This window comes from Megasphaera sp. ASD88 (assembly GCF_002287425.1).
GTDB classification, from domain to species: Bacteria; Bacillota; Negativicutes; order Veillonellales; family Megasphaeraceae; genus Megasphaera; species Megasphaera stantonii.
The window spans coordinates 22,890-36,470 of sequence record NZ_NQXW01000016.1; the positions used below are offsets into that span (position 1 = coordinate 22,890).

The following is a 13,581-nucleotide window of genomic DNA, read 5'->3' on the forward strand; positions in this document are numbered from 1 at the left end:
AAAAAACCTCTGAACGACATCCATTGCCATTCAGAGGTTTCATCGATTCCCTATCAACGGCGTTCCTTCATGCGCCGTTCAATATCCCGCTTCGCTTCCTTTTCAGCCAGGGCCTGCCGTTTGTCGTACAGCTTCTTCCCTGTCGTCAAGGCAATCGTCGCTTTGACCTTGCCTTTTTTGAAATATAAGTTCAGGGGAATCAAGGTATATCCTTTTTCTTTAATACGCCCCAACAGCTTGAGTATTTCATACTTATGGAGCAGGAGCTTCCGCGTCCGCAGCGGGTCGTGGTTGAAGCGGTTTCCCTGGTCGTAGGGGCTGATGTGCATGCCGACCAGAAACACCTCGCCGTTTTCAATGCGGCAGAAGCTGTCCTTCAGGTTGACCTTCCCCTGCCGCAGGGACTTCACTTCCGTTCCCGTCAAGGCGATTCCCGCTTCGTAGGTTTCATGAATAAAATAATCGTGGCGCGCTTTGCGGTTGTCCGTAATATATTTTACGCCACTCGGTGATTGTGCCACTGGCAGTTCCTCCTATTTTTTCCTGGACTTCTTGCCCTTGCGTTTTTTATCCTTCTTACCCTTTTTCTTGATTTTTTTGTCCTTCTTCTTTTTCTTTCCCTTCTGGGAGTCCGCAGCGCCGGCGAACCAATTTCGCTTCGTCACTTCCTGCTTGCCGCTCCGGCTGCCGTTCTTTTTATGCCGCCGTTCGGCGCCGGCTGCCATGAGCTGCCGCAAATCCTCCAGCGATTCTACCTTGCCGGGAACAAAATCGATTTCACATTTTTCGACGTTGACCTTCGCCAGCGTCACTTCCATCATGTCGCCCAGATGATATACGCGCCCGCCATGCTGTCCCCGCATCGTATACGTCCCTTCGTCGAACTCGTAAATATCGTCGGTCAGCAGGGAAATGTGAACCAATCCTTCAATGCCGTTTTCCAGGCCGACAAACAGGCCGAAGGACGTAATCCCCGTAATATGAGCCTCATAGGGCTGACCGATAAAGGGAACCATGTACTGGGCCTTCTTTAAATCGTCTGTTTCCCGTTCGGCCTCGACGGCAATGCGTTCGCGGGAGCTGGCCTGATCGGCAGCAATCGTATGGTATGCCAAGGACTGCTGGGCTTCTTCCTGAGTCAGCTTGCCTCTTTTTTTATTCTGCCGGATCAGCCGGTGCACCATCAAGTCGGGATAGCGGCGGATAGGCGACGTAAAATGGGTGTAGCACTCCGAAGCCAGGCCGAAGTGGCCGGCGTTATTCGTCGAATACCGGGCCTGCTGCATGGAGCGAAGAGCAATGGTCTGCACGACGAGTTCGGCGCTCGTTCCCTTGGACTGCTTCAGCAGCTTCTGGAAATCGGCGGGCTTGACGTCGTCGCCTGACGGCACAGGCAAATCAAAGCTGGCCAGCACGGTGCGCATCATCTCCAGCCGTTCCGGTTCGGGCGTTTCGTGCACCCGGTACACAGCCGGATTTTCGCTGTCTCTCAAATAAGCGGCGACGGTCTCATTGGCAATGAGCATGCATTCTTCTACGATCTGCTCGGCAATCGTCCGCTCTCTCTTTTCCAGCCGCAAGGGCTTGCCTTCCTCGTCGAGAATAATTTTATATTCTGGGAAATCGAAATCAATGGCGCCGCGGCGCAGCCGCATCTGCTTCAAAATCTGCGCCACGTCCTGCAGGTCCCGCAGCATAGGCATAAAGGGCTGCAGGTCGTCGGGGATAATATCGTCGACCAGGGCCTTTTTGACTTCTTTATAGTTGCAGCGCCGTTTGACGCGGATTACGGCCGGCCCGATGTCGGCCTTTACGACCTTGCCTTCCTGGTCGATTTCCATTACGCAGGTCATGGAATAGCGGTCCTGACCGGCGTTGAGGCTGCACATGTCGTTGGAAAGAACCGTCGGCAACATCGGAATGACCCTGTCGACGAGGTATACGCTCGTACCGCGTTCGTATGCTTCGGCGTCGAGCAGCGTGCGGGGCCGTACGTAATAGCTCACATCGGCAATGTATACGCCTAAACGGTAATTGCCGTTGGACAGGCGTTCCACATCGATGGCGTCGTCCAAATCCTTGGCGTCTTCGCCGTCAATCGTAATGAGCTGGCGATGGCGGTAATCGCGGCGGCCGTCTTCCAATACGACAGTCCTGTCGATGGAGTCGGCCTCCTTCAATACGTCGTCGGGAAAGGCAAAGGGCAATCCGTGACGAGCCATGATGACTTTAATATCCAAGTCCTTGTCGCCGTCATATCCCAGTATTTCCGTCACTTCGCCTTCGGCCTTGCGGCCCTCTTCGGGCCATTTCGTAATGGTCACGAGGACGCGGGCGCTGCTGCGGGCGCCGGCCGTTTTATCCAGGGGAATATAGATATCCTCCCGGATCCGTTCGTCGTCAGGACGGACGAAGCCACATTGCTTTTCCCGCTCGAACGTCCCGACCAGGGTCTTATTCGCCCGCTCGACAATGCGGATAATTTCCCCTTCCGTTTTATGGCGGCCACTGCCGCTCTGAATAATGCGCACGGCTACCTTGTCGTTATTCATGGCCGTATGCCGGTACTGCTCGGCAATGTAAATATCGTCCTGCATATTTTCGCAGAGGACAAATCCAAAGGTAGGCGTATATCCCTTGTATATGCCTACGATTTCCTGAGCCCGCTTAGATGCGCCGTAGCGTTCTTCGGATATTCTCACAAGACTCCCCCTCCTTATCATCTCTTCAAAGGTTTCAAACAGTTCGGACAGCTCCCCGCCTGACAGATGCAGCCGCTCGGCGCAGTCCTCCACGGTAATGCCGTCCGGTTCCATATTACATATATCCATTATATCATGGGACAACTTCAAATTCATACTCTTTATACATTCCCTTTCTCTGTCGTTCGTCTGCATATGAAAAAAGCCTGCGACGACGCCGCAGGCCATAACGTTCATTAAAATGTATTCAGCAATCTGCCTAAAATCAATGTCACGATTGCAAAGGCAATAGATACGACGATAGTTACTTTAGACAGCAATGCGTCCATACCGCGGGCTCTGCTGCCAAACAGGTCTTCCGCGCCTCCGCCGAAGCCGGCGCCCATGCCTTGAGTCTTGCTTTTTTGGGCTACGACAACGCCGATAAGAATCAGAGACAAGATGACAACTAAGATTTCCAATACAGTAATCACGCTAATCCTCCTTACAACACATGCTTAACGATACTATTGTACACTCATTTGCCTTTTCTATCAATAGGTTCTGATTTATTTTCTCCATCCCGGTTTTCCAAATAACGTTCCAGCTTGCGCTTGACGCGCTGCAGGGCGTTGTCGATGGATTTTACGTGGCGATGCAGTTCTTTGGACATCTCGTTGTAGGACTTCCCTTCCAGATAGGCCGTCAGCACCTGCCATTCTAGGTCGCTCAGGATTTCGTTCATCTTCAGCTCGATGTCGGCAAATTCCTCCCGGCTGATGACGAGCTCTTCCGGGTCGCTGACGCGGATTCCCGACAGAATATCCTGCAGCGTCCGATCCGATTCATCTTCATAAATCGGCTTATTCAAGGATACGTACGAGTTGAGGGGAATATGCTTCTGCCTCGTCGCCGTCTTGATAGCCGTAATGATCTGCCGCGTAACGCACAGCTCGGCAAAGGCCCGGAACGAGGCCAGCTTGTCGCCGCGAAAGTCCCTCGTCGCTTTATACAGGCCTATCATGCCTTCCTGAATGATGTCGTCGCGGTCGGCGCCGACGAGAAAGTAGGCCCGTGCTTTGGATTTCACAAAGTTACGGTACTTATTGACGATGTAATCCATCGCCTCGCCGTCCTGTTCCTGCTGCGCCAGTTGAACGATTTCTTCGTCGCTCATCCCTTCAAATCTGTCCGACCGGGGAAATTCCTCTCGCATTTCTGCCTGCATATTATACCTCTACTATTTCGATCTGCGAATTTTTTCTAATTTTCTCAGCACGTCTTCGTCCTGCACGCGGTACACGACTTCGTTGCGCTGACCGCCATGCTTCAATACGTTGCGGTGCTCGTAGGCCGCCGTTTCCTTCCGCGTCCGCTCTACGTCCTCGGCAAGCTCTCTCGCCGGCATGCGGTACGCGCCGGTGCCCAGCACCTGCGTCTGTTCCGAACCGTCGGATGTAGCGACGTAAATGATGCGCTTGTCGTTGCGGTGCTCGTAGACCAGCCGTTCGATGCGGCTGTCCGCCGTTTCCTCTTTATCCGTAAAGATGACTTCGCAGTCCCTGCCGATTTTCATGCTTTTTTCCGCCTCGTCCGTGTACATCGCGTCGAAGACGAGGACCAACTTATATCCCTTAGCCTTGCCGTAGCTCACAAGGGTATCCGTCAGCTTCTCCCGCGCGTGGTCCAGCGATTGGGCTGCCAGCTTTTTCAGCTCGTCCCAGGCAAAAATGATATTGTACCCGTCGACGATCAGCAAATCCTTCATTTTGCCACCGCCTGCCGCTGGCGCACGGCTTCATACATCAAAAGGGCCGCCGCCACGGAAGCATTGAGGGAATTAACCTGGCCGAACATGGGAATCTGCACGAGAACGTCGCATGTTTCCTTTACCAAATGGGATATGCCCCGGCCTTCGCTGCCGATGACCAGGACGATAGGCTCGGTCAGAGAGCTGTGAAAATAATCGACGCTGCCGTCCATATCGGCGCCGATAACCCAAAAGCCCCGCTTCTGCAATTTCTTCAAGGTCTGCGTCGTGTTGCCGATCTGCACGATAGGCATATACTCGACGGCGCCGGCAGACGTCTTGCCGACGGTTTCGTTAATCGGCGCGCTGCGCCGCTTCGGCAGGAGGACGGCGTCGACGCCGGCGCATTCGGCCGTACGGATAATAGCGCCTACGTTGTGCACGTCTTCAATACCGTCCAGCAGCACCAGAAACGGCGTTCGTCCCGACGCTTCCACGTCGGCAAGCACGTCGGTCAAATCGGCATAGGCCACGGGAGCGGCGAAGGCGACGACGCCCTGATGGCGGCTCCCAGGCGCCAGATGATTCAAGATCTTGACCGGCGCGCGTTCTATGAGAATATCCTTCTCGCGGGCCAGCTCCTGGATACGCAGCAGCGGCGGCGCGTCATTTCCGGCAGCTATATATAGTTTTGTAATGGACCGGCCGGCACGCAGCGCTTCCGTCACGCTGTTGCGTCCGACAATGATGCTTTCGTCGCTCATGGTTACACCTTTTCTCCATGTTTTATTGCACAATATTCTTTCGTAAACCTGTATATTTCATCCATAAGCCCGCCGAGGCGGCCGGCTTTCTCCGCCATAATCAAGTATCCCACCAGGGCTTCCAGCGCCGTACTGTCGTGATACTCGGCGACGGACGCGCTCTTCGGCGCCTGCGAATAGGCATTGCGGGCCCGCTGGCAGACAGAAGCTTCCGTCTCATCCAGCGTCTCCTTGATATGACGGTACACATAAGCCTGGGCCTTAGCCGAAACGAATTCCGAAGCCAGCAGGTGCAGGACCTGCACGTTGGGAATGCCGGTCTGCACCAAACGCCGCCGCAGATACAGGGCGTAATACGCATCGCCGACAAAGGCCAGGGAAATCGGGTCGAGCCGCGAGGCATCCTGTTCAGGTACCTCCAGCCGCTCGCCTTTGGCAAAGGCCGCATAGGCTCGTCCTTTTAAGGCTTGAAGCTGTTTAAATTTCACTTTTTCCAACGCGCTCCCTGAGGAGAATCTTCAATCGTAATACCCAAGGCTGCCAGCTTATCGCGGATGGCGTCGGCCAAAGCATACTGCTTCTGCGCCCGGCATTCCTGGCGGATTTCCAGGATTGCGTCCATCAGGTCGTTGTAATCCTTGCTGCTGGCGCTGCCTTTCTGGCCGCTCCACCGTTCTTCCAAAATGCCGAGGATGTCGGTCATCGTCTTGAAAATGCGCTTTACTTCCGATACGACGGACGAATCGACGGGCACGCCGTTGTTGACGACGGCGTCTTTATAGATGTTGACCTTCTTCGCCAAATCGAACATTGCCGCGCTGGCCAGAGCCGTGTTGAAATCGTCGCACATCGCTTCTTCAAAGGCTTCTTCGTTGGCCTTGGCGTCAGCCATGAGCTGCGCCGCTTCTTCCGACTTCGCGCCGGCCGGCATGTCGAGCAGTTCCAGCACGTTGTCAATCGACGTGCCGAGGCGTTCCAGGCTGCGGGTCATTTCTTCGAGCCGTTCGTCGCTGAAGTCGAGGGGGCTGCGGTAATGGTTGGAAATGAGGAAGAACCGCAGGGCGTCCGGATTATAATGTTCCAGTACATCCTTGACCAGGAAGAAGTTATTCAGGGATTTGCTCATTTTTTCCGAATTGATCGTAATGAAGCCGTTGTGGAGCCAGTAACGGACCATAGGCTTCTTGCCCGTATACGCTTCGGACTGGGCGATTTCATTTTCATGGTGCGGGAAAATCAAATCGCTGCCGCCGCCGTGGAAATCAAAGGTATCGCCGAGATACTTATTGCTCATAGCCGAGCATTCGATATGCCAGCCCGGACGGCCCGGTCCCCAGGGGCTTTCCCAAGACGGTTCGCCCGGCTTAGCGCCTTTCCACAAAGCGAAGTCCATAGGATTGTGCTTGCGGTCGTCTACTTCGATGCGGGCGCCGGCCATCATATCGTCGAGGCTGCGGCCGCTCAGTTTGCCGTAGCCGGCAAATTTTTCCACGCTGTAATATACGTCGTTGTCGATGACGTATGCGAAACCCTTTTCAATGAGCACTTCAATCATGTGGATGATTTCTTCCATATGCTCCGATACGCGGGGGTATTTGTCGGCCCGGCGGACATGGAGCTTGTCCATGACGTCGAAGTACGACGCAATATAACGGTTGGAAATCGTATCCCACGTTACGCCTTCGCCGTTAGCCGCATTGATGATCTTATCGTCTACGTCGGTAAAGTTCTGAATATGCGTTACTTCATAGCCCAGGTGTTCCAGGTAGCGCTTGATGACGTCCCAGGTGACGAAGGGACGGGCGTTGCCCATATGGGAATGATTGTACGGCGTGATGCCGCAGACGTACATCTTGACCTGTCCCGGCGTGACGGGCGTAAAGGTTTCTTTTTTACGAGTCAGCGTATTATATACTTTTAATTCTCTCATGGTAAACCTCCTTGATAATACAAAAAGGCCGCCATCCCTTTACAGAGACGGTGGCCCGTGGTTCCACTCTGTTTTTATGGCATCGCCATAATCTCAAAGCACATAACGGGTGCATCCGGACCAGATTACTAGCTTCACCTGATCTGCTCGCAAAGGCATCTTTGCAGCTTCTGCCATCTAAACAGGTTCTCAGCCCAGGCCCGTTCTCTCTGTAGCGCTCGTCTGCAAATCATTTTGGTCATTGCATTTAGATATACATTATTTATTACTATGTGCTACTTATATTAGCGAATATTCCCTAATCTGTCAAGCCCTTATTGGTTCAGCAAACCGCTCTGCTCCAACCGGCTCAACACTTTATCGCGGCCCATGAGGGCGACGATGACGTTGAGGTCCGGGCCGTGCATCACGCCGGTAATGGCGACGCGGATAGGCATGTATACGAATTTGCCCTTGACCTTCAGGCCCTTTTGAATCTTCTTGAACAAGGGCTGTACCGTGTCGGCCGTTACTTCGTCCAGAGCCGCCAGCTCATCGCGGAACATAGTCAGCACAGCCGGAGCCGTTTCTTCCTTCAATACGGCCGCCGTTTCTTCATTTTCCGGAGCATAGTCTTCCGTAAAGAATACCTGGACGGCATCGACGATCTGCGCGCCGTACTGGACGTGCTCGCGCATCGCCCAAACGACGTCCTTCAGCCAGGACAGCTCAGCGGCGTCCGGTTCCTGCGAGGCATAGCCGGCCTGCTGGAGATGGGGCAGGCAGAGGGCCAGCAGCTGATCGGCGGTGAGCTGCTTCATATAATGGAAATTAATCCAATTCAGCTTTTCGATGTCGAATACGGCCGGATTCTTCGCTACGCGGTCTAAGGAGAACTGCTGATTCAGTTCTTCACGGCTGAAGATTTCCTGATCGCTGTCCGGCGTCCAGCCGAGAAGGGCCAGGAAATTGACCAGCGCGTCAGGCAGATAGCCCATATCGCGGTACTGCTGCACCGACGTAGCGCCGTGGCGTTTGCTCATCTTTTTCTTGTCGGCACCTAAAATCAACGATACGTGGGCAAAGGTCGGCACGGGGAATCCCAGGGCATGGTACAGGACGAGCTGGCGCGGCGTATTAGACAAATGTTCTTCCGCCCGGACGACGTGGGTAATCCGCATGAGGGCGTCATCGATGACGACGCAGTAATTGTAGACGGGAATACCGTCGGACTTGACGATGACGAAATCGCCGACCTTATTGGAATCAAAGGCCACGTGGCCGCGGACGAGGTCGTCGAATTCCAGCGTTTCATCCTTCGGCGTCACGACGCGGATGACGTAGGGACGGCCTTCTTTTAAATACTGCTCTACCGTTTCCTTCGGCAGATTGCGGCATTTTCCGCTGTATACAGGCGTTTCGCCGCGGTTCATCTGTTCCTGCTTTTCCGCTTCCAATTCTTCAGGCGTGCAGAAGCAATAGTAGGCCTTTCCTTCGGCCAGCAGTTTTTCCGTATATTTCTGATAAATCGGCAGGCGGTCCGTCTGACGGTACGGTCCGTCCGGGCCGCCGACGTCGATGCCTTCATCCCACGTAATGCCCAGCCATTTCAAGGCATCCTTGATATTTTCTTCCGACTCGCTGGTCGAACGCTTTCTGTCTGTATCTTCAATGCGTACTACGAATTTGCCGTTCGTATGCTTAGCCATCAAATAGTTGAACAGCGCCGAACGAGCACCGCCGATATGGAACGGGCCTGTCGGGCTCGGCGCAAAACGAACGCGAACTTCTTGTGTCATGAACAATTCCTCCCATAAAATGCTATTTATTTCTATATTTCAGGACCATCGCCGCAGCCTGGGCGGCCATGCCCTCTTCCTTGCCGACAAAGCCGAGCCGTTCCGTCGTCGTCGCCTTGACCGACACGGCAGCTTCGTCTATCTGAAGAGCTCCGGCAATATTTTCAATCATGCGCGGCACGTAATCTTTGATCTTTGGCCGCTGCGCCATCAGCGTCACGTCGACGTTGATAACCCGGCAGCTGTTTTCAATCAGGATTTGCCGCACTTTTTCCAGCAGCAGCAGGCTGGATATATTCTTAAACTTTGCGTCTGAATCGGGAAAATACGTGCCAATATCCTTCAGTCCTGCCGCTCCGAGCAAGGCGTCCATCACGGCATGAACGAGCACGTCGGCGTCGGAATGGCCGGCCAGTCCCCGTTCAAAAGGGATTTCTACGCCGCCCAATACGAGCTTCCGCCCTTCCGCCAGGGGATGGACGTCGTAGCCGCTGCCGACGCGGTGTTCCGTCGGGCCGTTCATATAAAATTCCAGAATAGGCACGTCATCCATCGTCGTAACCTTGTGATTCCGCTCGTCGCCCTGCAAAATAAAGAGCTTTTCTCCCAAAGCTTCCACTAAAGACGCGTCGTCTGTTCCGCTGATATGGTGCTCTTTAGCGTACTCGTGAGCCTGTATCAATACGTCGCGGTGAAATATCTGCGGCGTCTGCACAGCAATAAGCCGGCTCCGGTCCAGGGTCCGCACCGTCTGCAGCCCCTGTCCGCCGGCAATTTCCCGTTCCTTTACCGTATCCTTGACGGGAATGGCGTAAACGGCAGCCTTGGCTTTGGCCATAACCCCGACGGCGTTGTCGTACCATTCCGGCCCGGCAAAAGGACGCGAGCCGTCGTGAACCATGACGACATCGGCGTCGCGGCTCGTCGCCATTAACCCATTGTACACGGAATCTTCCCTCTCCGCTCCGCCTAAGGCATACCGCACCGGCATGGATGGGTGGAGAGACTCGACGATGGATACGATATCCTCATGATCCCGTTCGGCATTGACGATAACGACCTCGTCGACGGACGAAGCCGAAAAAACGTGCATCAGCGTATGCGCCAGCACCGGTTTGCCGCATAATGGATAAAAGAGCTTATTCCGCTCATATCCAAAACGCCGGCCTGAACCGGCGGCTACGACGATAACAGATACTTTCAAAAAATTCACCTACTCATCCGTAATTTTTACAAAAATCATCCGGCCTGCCGACGTCTGCAGCACCGACGTCACTGTGACAGGAACGTTTTTGCCGATATATTTATGGCCATTTTCAACGACGATCATCGTGCCGTCGTCCAGGTATGCTACGCCCTGATTTTCTTCCTTCCCGGCCTTTACGATATAGACTTCCATCTGCTCTCCGGGAATACGGGCCGGTTTCAGCGCGTTGGCCAAATCGTTGATATTCAGGACGACGACGCCCTGCAGGGCGGCTACCTTATTGAGATTGTAATCGTTCGTCACGACCTTGGCGTTGATCTGACGGCCCAGCCGCACGAGCTTGGAGTCGACGCCCTGGACATCGCTGAAATCATCGTTGATAACCCTGACTTCGACGTAGTTGTCTTCCTGCATCTGCTTCAAAATATCGAGGCCCCGGCGTCCTTTATTCCGCTTGAGCAAATCCGACGAATCGGCGATGAGCTGAAGCTCTTCCAGGACGAAGACCGGAACCAGCAGCGGCCCTTCCAGAAATCCGGTGCTGCAGATTTCCGCAATGCGGCCGTCGATAATCGAGCTGGTATCGAGAAGCTTTCCGGAAAACTCATTGTGCTGGCGCTTGACGTTCGGTTCTTTATTCTGTTTTCCCAGGCGGATAGAACCAACTAGCCCCAAAATATCAGCCCGCTTGCGGATAGCAATGCTCATGCCGGCATATCCGAACACGATGCTGAACACGATAGGACCGTAAGCGCCGATAATAGGCAGTCGGGCAAACGCCAGCCCAATTAAATTAGCAATAATAAGTCCAAAAAGCAAACCCAGCGTTCCGACTATCAGGTCCTGGCTTTCGAAATCGCTCATTCCCGATTCGATACGGTGAATGATCTTCCAAATCAAATGAAGGACAAAGGGAGAAATGAGATAGCCAATCGCTACCCCCAGGACGACGCCTATGATATAAGCGATAACGGTAAGCAGCGTAATGCCGAAAACGCTGCCGTGAAAAAATCTCACTTCAATTTCCGCGCTGAAGTAAGGCGTCGCGATAATTTGATCAGAAATCATGACGCAGACCACGGCCATGATCAGCATGATAACGCCTCTCATGATATTATCGGTAATCTTGCCGCCGTTAAATTTCTTTGTACGCCGTTCCTTTCCCTTTTCGTTCGTACCAGTCGTACGTTCCACATCCATTGTGCCGCACCTCCTTTTTCACCGTGTATGATTTACGATAACTACATAACTATATCACACTTTTTAATAATAAACCACAAAAATAACAGGGACATCACAATTTTTTTACAAAAGGATAAACTTTTCCCGACGAAGCCCCTCTCTTAGCCCAGCAAATGGGTTGTGCAGGCTTCTACGTCGCTGTAAACGCCGCCTGTATCGCGTCGCGCAGCGTCGCCGCCCCGATAATCCGGCATTGCGGGAAAGCTCCTTCCTTGATTTCATCCAGATTTCCCTTGGGAATGATAAAGGTCTGGAACCCCATCTTCGCGCCTTCCTTGATGCGCCGCAAGGCATGGGGCACGCGCCGTATGTCGCCGGTCAGGCCTACTTCACCCATGACGACGGTTCGGCTGTCCATCGGCATGTCGCGCAGGCTGGAAAAAACGGCCAGCACGACGGCTAAATCGGCGGCAGTTTCCGTGACGCGCAGGCCGCCGACGCTGTTGATATACACGTCCTGCGTGCCCAAAGACAGGCCGACGCGCTTTTCCAGCACGGCCAGCAGAATAATCAGCCGGTTATAGTCCATGCCCGACGCCGTGCGGCGCGGGACGGCAAAAACGGAATGCGTTGTCAGGGCTTGAATCTCCCCTAAAAGGGGCCGCATGCCGTCCATGACGGCGGCGACAGCCGAGCCGGCTTGATTTGCCGACCGCTCGGCCAGGAGCATTTGCGACGGATTAGTCAATTCGGACAACCCCGTTTCTTCCATCGTAAACAATCCCGTTTCGTTCGTCGACCCAAAGCGATTTTTGATTCCCCGCAACACGCGGAACTGATAATTCCGCTCGCCTTCAAAATACAGGACGACGTCTACCATGTGTTCCATCATGCGCGGTCCGGCAATCGCCCCTTCCTTCGTGACATGGCCTATGACGATGACCGAAATGGACTCCGTCTTGGCAAATTCCATGAGACGCCGCGTGCTTTCCCGTATCTGAGTCATGCTGCCCGGCATGCCGTCGGCGTCGCTGCTGTACATCGTCTGGATAGAATCGATGATCAGCAGCACCGGACGGCGTCGCTTTGCTTCCTGCAGTACGGCGTCGAGAGACGTATCGGCCTGTATGATGAGATTGGAAGCCGTAATTCCCAATCGTTCCGCCCGCACCTTAATCTGTCCGGCCGATTCTTCGCCGGAGCCGTACAGCACCGCGCCGGCATGGCGGCACACGGCATCGGCAATCTGCAGCACCAAGGTCGATTTGCCGATACCGGGGTCGCCGCTCAGCAAGATCAGCGCTCCCGGCACGATGCCGCCGCCCAGCACGCGGTCCAGCTCGCCGATGCCCGTCCGGACGCGGCTCATCTGTTCCATGGCGATATCCTGCAGCAAGGCCGGCTTCGCCCCCTTGCCCTGCCGCGCGCCGACGCCTTTAGGCGGTTCAGGCACAGCCTGTTCTTCCATCATCGTATTCCATTCTCCGCACTGGGGGCACCGGCCCAGCCAGCGGCTGGACACGCTGCCGCAGTTAGCGCATACGTATCGGATCTTCGTTTTAGCCATCAGCGTCCTCCTATTCCGATTCGAGAAGTGCTAAAAATTCTTCCGGCCCCGGCAGGGTCTGCAAGAGCTTCCACGGTTCATGATGAGCCAGCTGTTCACAGGAATAATGGCCTGTCGCGACGGATATAGTCTTCGCGCCGATGGCCTTGCCGCACTGGATATCATAGGGCGTGTCGCCGATGACATACATTTCTTCCACCGCGTCGCCCCAGGCGTCCTTAGCCAGCCCATAGGCGTGGCGCGCTAAATCGTCGCGATAGTAAAAATTGCAGGCAAAGCCGGAATGGTCGAAATCAAAATAGGACGACAAGCCGAAAAAATCCAGCTTCATGCGCGCGCCGTGGACGCTGTTTCCCGTAAGAAGCAGCTGCTTAAAGGGCGGCCGGTCGGCAAAAAAAGCCAAAATATCGCGGACGGGCTCAAAGATCACGCTTTCTTCCCGCTTGACTTTAAGCCATTTCATCAGCTTCTTTTCATATTCCCGGCAAAACCAGCTCACTTCTTCATCTGTCGGCATGCGGCCCGTCGCTTTATACAGCAGCTGCTGGCAGATGTAATTGTCCGTCCGGCCGCCGGCAGAAATAGGCGGCACCGCCGCGTCTTCGCCCTGCATGGTATGGAAGACTTCTTCTATAGCGTATAATCCGGCCCTGCCCGTATTCAGCAGCGTGCCGTCTATGTCCCAGTATAACAGCTTCATCGTGTCACCTCATTAAAAATAG

At 54.3% G+C, this 13,581-nt stretch carries 13 protein-coding genes; all 13 read right to left on the reverse strand.

Translation table 11 applies throughout. The annotated features are described in order from the left end of the window. Positions 1 to 53: 53 nt before the first annotated feature. Positions 54 to 521: an SsrA-binding protein SmpB gene (gene smpB, locus CJ260_RS08780; protein ID WP_095629929.1), complete on the reverse strand. Its 468-nt coding sequence runs from the start codon at positions 519 to 521 to the stop codon at positions 54 to 56. Positions 522 to 533: 12 nt separating this feature from the next. After that, the gene (rnr, locus tag CJ260_RS08785; RefSeq protein WP_095629943.1) at positions 534 to 2,858 is read right to left on the reverse strand and encodes a ribonuclease R; all 2,325 of its coding nucleotides are present in this window, start codon (positions 2,856 to 2,858) and stop codon (positions 534 to 536) included. 80 nt (positions 2,859 to 2,938) lie between these two features. Continuing rightward, positions 2,939 to 3,175, reverse strand: a complete 237-nt coding sequence (gene secG / locus CJ260_RS08790) for a preprotein translocase subunit SecG (RefSeq protein WP_087476947.1) — start codon at positions 3,173 to 3,175, stop codon at positions 2,939 to 2,941. A gap of 44 nt (positions 3,176 to 3,219) precedes the next feature. Then, positions 3,220 to 3,909 (reverse strand): RNA polymerase sporulation sigma factor SigH, encoded by a 690-nt coding sequence (gene sigH / locus CJ260_RS08795; RefSeq protein WP_087476946.1) that lies wholly within the window; start codon positions 3,907 to 3,909, stop codon positions 3,220 to 3,222. Positions 3,910 to 3,921: 12 nt separating this feature from the next. Beyond that, the gene (locus tag CJ260_RS08800) at positions 3,922 to 4,449 is read right to left on the reverse strand and encodes an NYN domain-containing protein (RefSeq protein WP_087476945.1); all 528 of its coding nucleotides are present in this window, start codon (positions 4,447 to 4,449) and stop codon (positions 3,922 to 3,924) included. Further along, complete coding sequence (gene rlmB / locus CJ260_RS08805; protein ID WP_087476944.1) at positions 4,446 to 5,195, reverse strand: 23S rRNA (guanosine(2251)-2'-O)-methyltransferase RlmB; 750 nt, start codon at positions 5,193 to 5,195, stop codon at positions 4,446 to 4,448. The genes CJ260_RS08800 and rlmB overlap by 4 nt, the downstream gene beginning before the upstream one ends. Before the next feature lie 2 nt (positions 5,196 to 5,197). Then, positions 5,198 to 5,683 (reverse strand): Mini-ribonuclease 3, encoded by a 486-nt coding sequence (locus CJ260_RS08810; protein WP_087476992.1) that lies wholly within the window; start codon positions 5,681 to 5,683, stop codon positions 5,198 to 5,200. Continuing rightward, positions 5,680 to 7,125, reverse strand: a complete 1,446-nt coding sequence (cysS, locus tag CJ260_RS08815; protein WP_087476943.1) for a cysteine--tRNA ligase — start codon at positions 7,123 to 7,125, stop codon at positions 5,680 to 5,682. The genes CJ260_RS08810 and cysS overlap by 4 nt, the downstream gene beginning before the upstream one ends. Before the next feature lie 314 nt (positions 7,126 to 7,439). After that, on the reverse strand, positions 7,440 to 8,903 hold the full coding sequence (gltX, locus tag CJ260_RS08820) for a glutamate--tRNA ligase (protein ID WP_095629930.1): 1,464 nt from the start codon (positions 8,901 to 8,903) through the stop codon (positions 7,440 to 7,442). 22 nt (positions 8,904 to 8,925) lie between these two features. Further along, positions 8,926 to 10,116: a 2-C-methyl-D-erythritol 4-phosphate cytidylyltransferase gene (gene ispD, locus CJ260_RS08825; protein ID WP_232818841.1), complete on the reverse strand. Its 1,191-nt coding sequence runs from the start codon at positions 10,114 to 10,116 to the stop codon at positions 8,926 to 8,928. Next, entirely contained in the window at positions 10,117 to 11,310 is a 1,194-nt protein-coding gene (locus CJ260_RS08830; protein WP_087476941.1) for a PIN/TRAM domain-containing protein, read from the reverse strand. A gap of 172 nt (positions 11,311 to 11,482) precedes the next feature. Continuing rightward, positions 11,483 to 12,859 carry a DNA repair protein RadA gene (gene radA, locus CJ260_RS08835; RefSeq protein WP_087476940.1) on the reverse strand — a complete coding sequence of 459 codons (1,377 nt, stop codon included), beginning with the start codon at positions 12,857 to 12,859 and terminating at the stop codon, positions 11,483 to 11,485. Positions 12,860 to 12,869: 10 nt separating this feature from the next. Beyond that, positions 12,870 to 13,559: an HAD family hydrolase gene (locus CJ260_RS08840; RefSeq protein ID WP_095629931.1), complete on the reverse strand. Its 690-nt coding sequence runs from the start codon at positions 13,557 to 13,559 to the stop codon at positions 12,870 to 12,872. Positions 13,560 to 13,581: the final 22 nt, after the last annotated feature.